The organism is Mangrovibacter plantisponsor (genome assembly GCF_003182475.1).
Taxonomy (GTDB): Bacteria; Pseudomonadota; Gammaproteobacteria; order Enterobacterales; family Enterobacteriaceae; genus Mangrovibacter; species Mangrovibacter plantisponsor.
Genome location: NZ_QGTS01000034.1, coordinates 1 through 4,029, shown reverse-complemented (window position 1 = coordinate 4,029; position 4,029 = coordinate 1). Strand labels below are relative to the sequence as shown.

6 protein-coding genes and 3 pseudogenes are annotated in these 4,029 nt (G+C 43.3%); 8 read left to right on the top strand and 1 reads right to left on the bottom strand.

Annotation, left to right across the window (positions count from 1 at the left end; translation table 11 throughout):
- The 7 genes and pseudogenes from DES37_RS25155 to DES37_RS25125 form a co-directional block, all read left to right on the top strand.
- Positions 1-856 (top strand): RHS repeat domain-containing protein (locus DES37_RS25155; RefSeq protein ID WP_211320578.1); only part of this gene is annotated, 856 nt, incomplete at its 5' end.
- A 10-nt stretch (positions 857-866) separates the two neighbouring features.
- Positions 867-1,217, top strand: coding sequence for a hypothetical protein (locus DES37_RS25150; RefSeq protein WP_110028265.1), 351 nt, complete (start codon positions 867-869; stop codon positions 1,215-1,217).
- Between the two features lie 286 nt (positions 1,218-1,503).
- A pseudogene (locus tag DES37_RS26090) lies at positions 1,504-1,617 on the top strand (HNH endonuclease); the annotation flags it as partial.
- Positions 1,618-1,620: 3 nt separating this feature from the next.
- A complete protein-coding gene (locus DES37_RS25140) occupies positions 1,621-2,076 on the top strand; it encodes an SMI1/KNR4 family protein (protein ID WP_110028264.1) in 456 nt (151 codons plus the stop codon).
- Between the two features lie 114 nt (positions 2,077-2,190).
- Positions 2,191-2,502 (top strand): DUF805 domain-containing protein, encoded by a 312-nt coding sequence (locus DES37_RS25135; RefSeq protein WP_110028263.1) that lies wholly within the window; start codon positions 2,191-2,193, stop codon positions 2,500-2,502.
- A 13-nt stretch (positions 2,503-2,515) separates the two neighbouring features.
- Positions 2,516-3,070, top strand: a pseudogene (locus DES37_RS25130) (RHS repeat-associated core domain-containing protein); the annotation flags it as partial.
- 33 nt (positions 3,071-3,103) lie between these two features.
- Positions 3,104-3,466, top strand: a complete 363-nt coding sequence (locus tag DES37_RS25125) for an SMI1/KNR4 family protein (RefSeq protein WP_110028262.1) — start codon at positions 3,104-3,106, stop codon at positions 3,464-3,466.
- A gap of 55 nt (positions 3,467-3,521) precedes the next feature.
- Here DES37_RS25125 and DES37_RS25120 read toward each other — a convergent pair whose 3' ends face one another.
- Positions 3,522-3,725, bottom strand: a complete 204-nt coding sequence (locus DES37_RS25120) for a SymE family type I addiction module toxin (protein ID WP_110028261.1) — start codon at positions 3,723-3,725, stop codon at positions 3,522-3,524.
- 121 nt (positions 3,726-3,846) lie between these two features.
- Between DES37_RS25120 and DES37_RS25115 the strand changes: the two are divergent.
- Positions 3,847-4,029: pseudogene (locus DES37_RS25115) on the top strand (RHS repeat domain-containing protein); the annotation flags it as partial.

The window sequence follows — 4,029 nt, the reverse complement described above, 5'->3', positions numbered from 1 at the left end:
GGAAGATGGCAGCGAAAGCACCCGGGTGACGACAGGGTTTGTGTGGGAAGGGCTGCGCCTGCTGCAGGAAGTGCACGGCGACATCCCGCTGACCTATGTGTATGCAGACCAGGGGAGCTATGAACCACTGGCGCGTATCGACGGCATCACTGACCCGGAAATCTACTGGTTCCACTGCCAGCCCAACGGCACGCCGGAGCGGCTGACGGACAACGAAGGGCGGGTGCGCTGGGAAGGGCTGACGGGTGCCTGGGGCAAACTGTTACGCGAAGCGCCGGTCCATGCGGCAGGCTTTGCGCAGAACCTGCGGATGCAGGGCCAGTACCTGGACAGAGAGACCGGTTTGCATTATAACCTGTTCAGGTATTACGACCCGGACAGCGGGCGGTTCACGCAGCAGGACCCGATAGGGCTGGCGGGTGGGCTGAACCTGTACCAGTATGCGCCAAATGCGCAGGGCTGGGTGGATCCGTTGGGGTTGAGTAAGTGTACTCCCGAAAAGTGGAATGTAAATTCTCATCAAAACAATAAAAATGCAGTTAAAGGGCTGAACCTTGGACTGGACTCTCATCACGTAGGACAAAAAAATCTTATGAAAGACTTGGTCGAGGGGTATGATCCTATGACCGCCCCGGCAATATTAGTTCCTCGAGTTGGTCATACTGTTTCGAAAGAGGGCGTTGGTATTGTCTCGAGAAGCAAAATAAATGATAAGACAGGACTACCATTTACTAATGCAAGAGATCTTCTTGCTCGAGATATCAAAGAGTTGAGAAGGGTTTATCCTGAAATACCGAACGAGAAACTAAAGGCCCTTATTGATTTAAATAAAATGATGTACCCTGAATTAAGATAGAGGAGAGTATATGAATCTTGATGAGCAAGTAGTTAATGCAATATTCAAAGAGTTATTTGAGGATAACTCAATCCGTTACAAGCAATCTCTAAAAAAACCAGTTAATAACGATGTGGATGTTTATGCCAGGGCAAGAAATGCATTGGCAAAATTAAGTGATACGGATAAAGATGATATTCTGGATTTTATTGATGTTGTGATTGCTGATAGTGCTTCAGTAATATTCGGCGCGTTTGATGGCACTCATTACCCAGATAATATAGATGGTGACTTTATAGTTAATTACAAGGGTAATGAAATACAAGGTGATCTTCAGGATTTGTTTATAGAAAAAGTAGAGTCTAAAGGGGTTTATAATTAAGGAATACGGAAGAGCTATAATTAAATAGCCCTTCCGTTTTTTTTCTTACCGCTGGTCTTTACATCCCGAACTTCGGCAGGTGTAATTACTCATATCAAAAGTAACATCAACCAGTAAGTTATTAGTGAAAATAATAAAACATACCCTTGGTATACCATTTAATCATGCATTCCCCCCTTATTTTCACGTTGTCCAATTAAAAATACTCATATTGATTAGGCTCCTCTCGAAATGTGGGTTTTGCTAAGGTCGATCGTGCTGTAGGGAATGGGCTAGGAATTCTCGGCCTGAAGGATATACTTGGCATCACCATCAGGATTCTGGATATATGCAATTAGTTCCTAGTGATATACATGATGCAGTAAGACACTCGGGTGGTATTTCAACAAATAGAAGGTAATTTATGGTCGCTATTATTTACTCCAAAACACCTGCAACATTAGAGGATATCTCTGATTTTGAGAAAAAAATAAACAGCACTTTACCAAGTGATTATAAGGATTTCTTGATGAAGTATAATGGGGGGCAGCCTCAGCCAAACTCGTTTAGATTTTTTTCTGATAGAAATGATGCATCTTCTGTTGATCGGTTTCTTAGTTTAGGGAAAGAGAAAAATAGTAACCTCTTAAGATATTATAATAATTATCAAGACAGAATTCCATTAGGGTTTATTCCGATTACTCATGATGCTGGAGGCAATCTTGTTATTATGGGTTTAAAAACAGACAACAATAAAGTTTATTTTTGGGGTCATGAATTTGAAGTTGATGAAGGAGAACAGCCAAACATGGATAATGTTCATTTAATTAGTCAGTCATTTTCTATTTTTCTAAATGATCTTTATGAGGAAGTTATTTGATTGAGAGTTAACTGGTAATAGTGTCGGGGGGTGCTAAATCTCCCGATATTTAACTAAATATGTTTTTATGGATTGCGCAGGATTTAATAATGTTTTTAATTCTGCGGACATTCAATGCGTATACTCAAGGCTCTGAAAAAAGGTATTTTCTCCACGTTCAGTTACGAAGGGAGGGATACCCGGTTTGAGTATGGTGTCGTGTTCATTTTTCAGTGCCTGTGGTTCTTCGGCTGGCTGAGATTATCCTCTGCGGAGGATACCAGCATTATTCTGTTACTGTGTTTTATCCTGCCGTTACTGGCTTCCGCGGTTCGCAGAATCAATGACGCCGGTTATTCGCGGTTTGTGATTATTCTGTTGGTGTTTTTCCCTTATATCCTTTTTCCCTTCCTGTTGTTGCCCGCCTCAGTGAATACCAGTAAGTAAACTCCTGTAACCTTTCAGGTATTACGACCCGGACAGCGGGCGGTTCACGCAGCAGGACCCGCCAGGGCTGGCAGGCGGACTGAACCTGTACCAGTATGCGCCAAATGCGCAGGGCTGGGTGGATCCGTTGGGACTTGCAAAGTGTAGTGCTCCTAATGGCTACAAAACTGGTGATGTAGATCCTCATGGACAATTATCTCCGGGGGGCAATCGTGCTGTAGGGCATACAAACAGTAAAGCTGATGGGTTTGTTCAAAGCCATCACCCTATTCAAGATGCTTGGGCTAAGAAAAGAATTAGTGGTTATCAAAGAAATTCTGCACCTGCAACGTTACTAAAATCTTCATCTGGTAGCTCACATGCTGCTATAAGCGCTGCACAACGTGCACGACGATCTGTAACTGGTGGTTGGGACACAACCTTGAAGCAGGAGTTTAATATTAGCTATAAAGAAATGCTCGATGCTGGCGTTCCTAAAAATCAGGCTCGTAGATCTATAAATGATTCATTTAAATATTTTGACGGACTCAGAGAAAATAATATGAGCAATCCGTTCTTTGATATCTAATATAAATACTCTAAGGTTAAAAGGTAAACTATTGTGGATAAAGATAAAGTATTGGATGAGCTTAAAATCATTGAGACAGCGATTGGTGTTAACTTTCCTGATAAATACAAGCAGTTTTTATCTGAAGAAGTGAAAGATACAGATGCTTATGAAATCCAGACAGGTCAAGGTGACACTGTTTATCTTTATAATTACAAAGATCTTGTCGAGCGAAATGAAACATATGCCATAAGGGACGTTGAGCCAGATTACTTACTAATTGGACAGGATGGTGATCTGGGGTATTTTATAAATATAAAAAATGGTAGCGAACAGATTTACAGTTTAGATCTTGGTGCACTTGGAAGTTTAGATATGGATGAAGAAACTATGGATATTTATAAGCTAAAAAATTAAGCTAATGAAATAAAAGCTGGGAAAGATCTTGACGATCCTCCCGGCTTTTTTATTTTTACTCATGCGCTGTCAGGATCAAACGGCCTTCTTCCATTCTGACCGTTACCTGCTTGCCAGTGTCAAGCCCTGCATCCCTGAGCCAGTTGCCCTTTAGGTGCAGGCTGGGGCTGCGAGAATAATAGATGGCGGTAATATCTCTGCGGCTCTCATGGCGGATACTGCGTACCCGACCTGATAGCAGCGCTGGTTTTATAATCATGAACGTCCCAATATTGCACTGAATGGCTTTACACCAATTCAGTATATTCAGCGCTTAACTGATTCTAGTTATCTGCTCGGTTAAAGATGTGTTCAGCGGTCACCCGCAACGCCCGGGGGACATGCACTGGCGGCAGCGCTGGGAATACGATTTCCGCAACAACCTGGTGCGTGAAGAGCGCAACCGCGACCCGTTCGATGCCAGCCGCAGGTCCTACGACAGCACGGGCAAACTGCAGCAGCAGGAAGACAGCCGCAGTGGCACAGTGAACTGGCCGCAGGACGGCGCGGGCAACCCGCTGGCA

Coding starts and splice junctions, on each gene's coding strand:
- DES37_RS25150 (WP_110028265.1), top strand. CDS start 867: ATGAATCTTGATGAGCAAGTAGTTAATGCAATATTCAAAGAGTTATTT.
- DES37_RS25140 (WP_110028264.1), top strand. CDS start 1,621: ATGGTCGCTATTATTTACTCCAAAACACCTGCAACATTAGAGGATATC.
- DES37_RS25135 (WP_110028263.1), top strand. CDS start 2,191: ATGCGTATACTCAAGGCTCTGAAAAAAGGTATTTTCTCCACGTTCAGT.
- DES37_RS25120 (WP_110028261.1), bottom strand. CDS start 3,725: ATGATTATAAAACCAGCGCTGCTATCAGGTCGGGTACGCAGTATCCGC.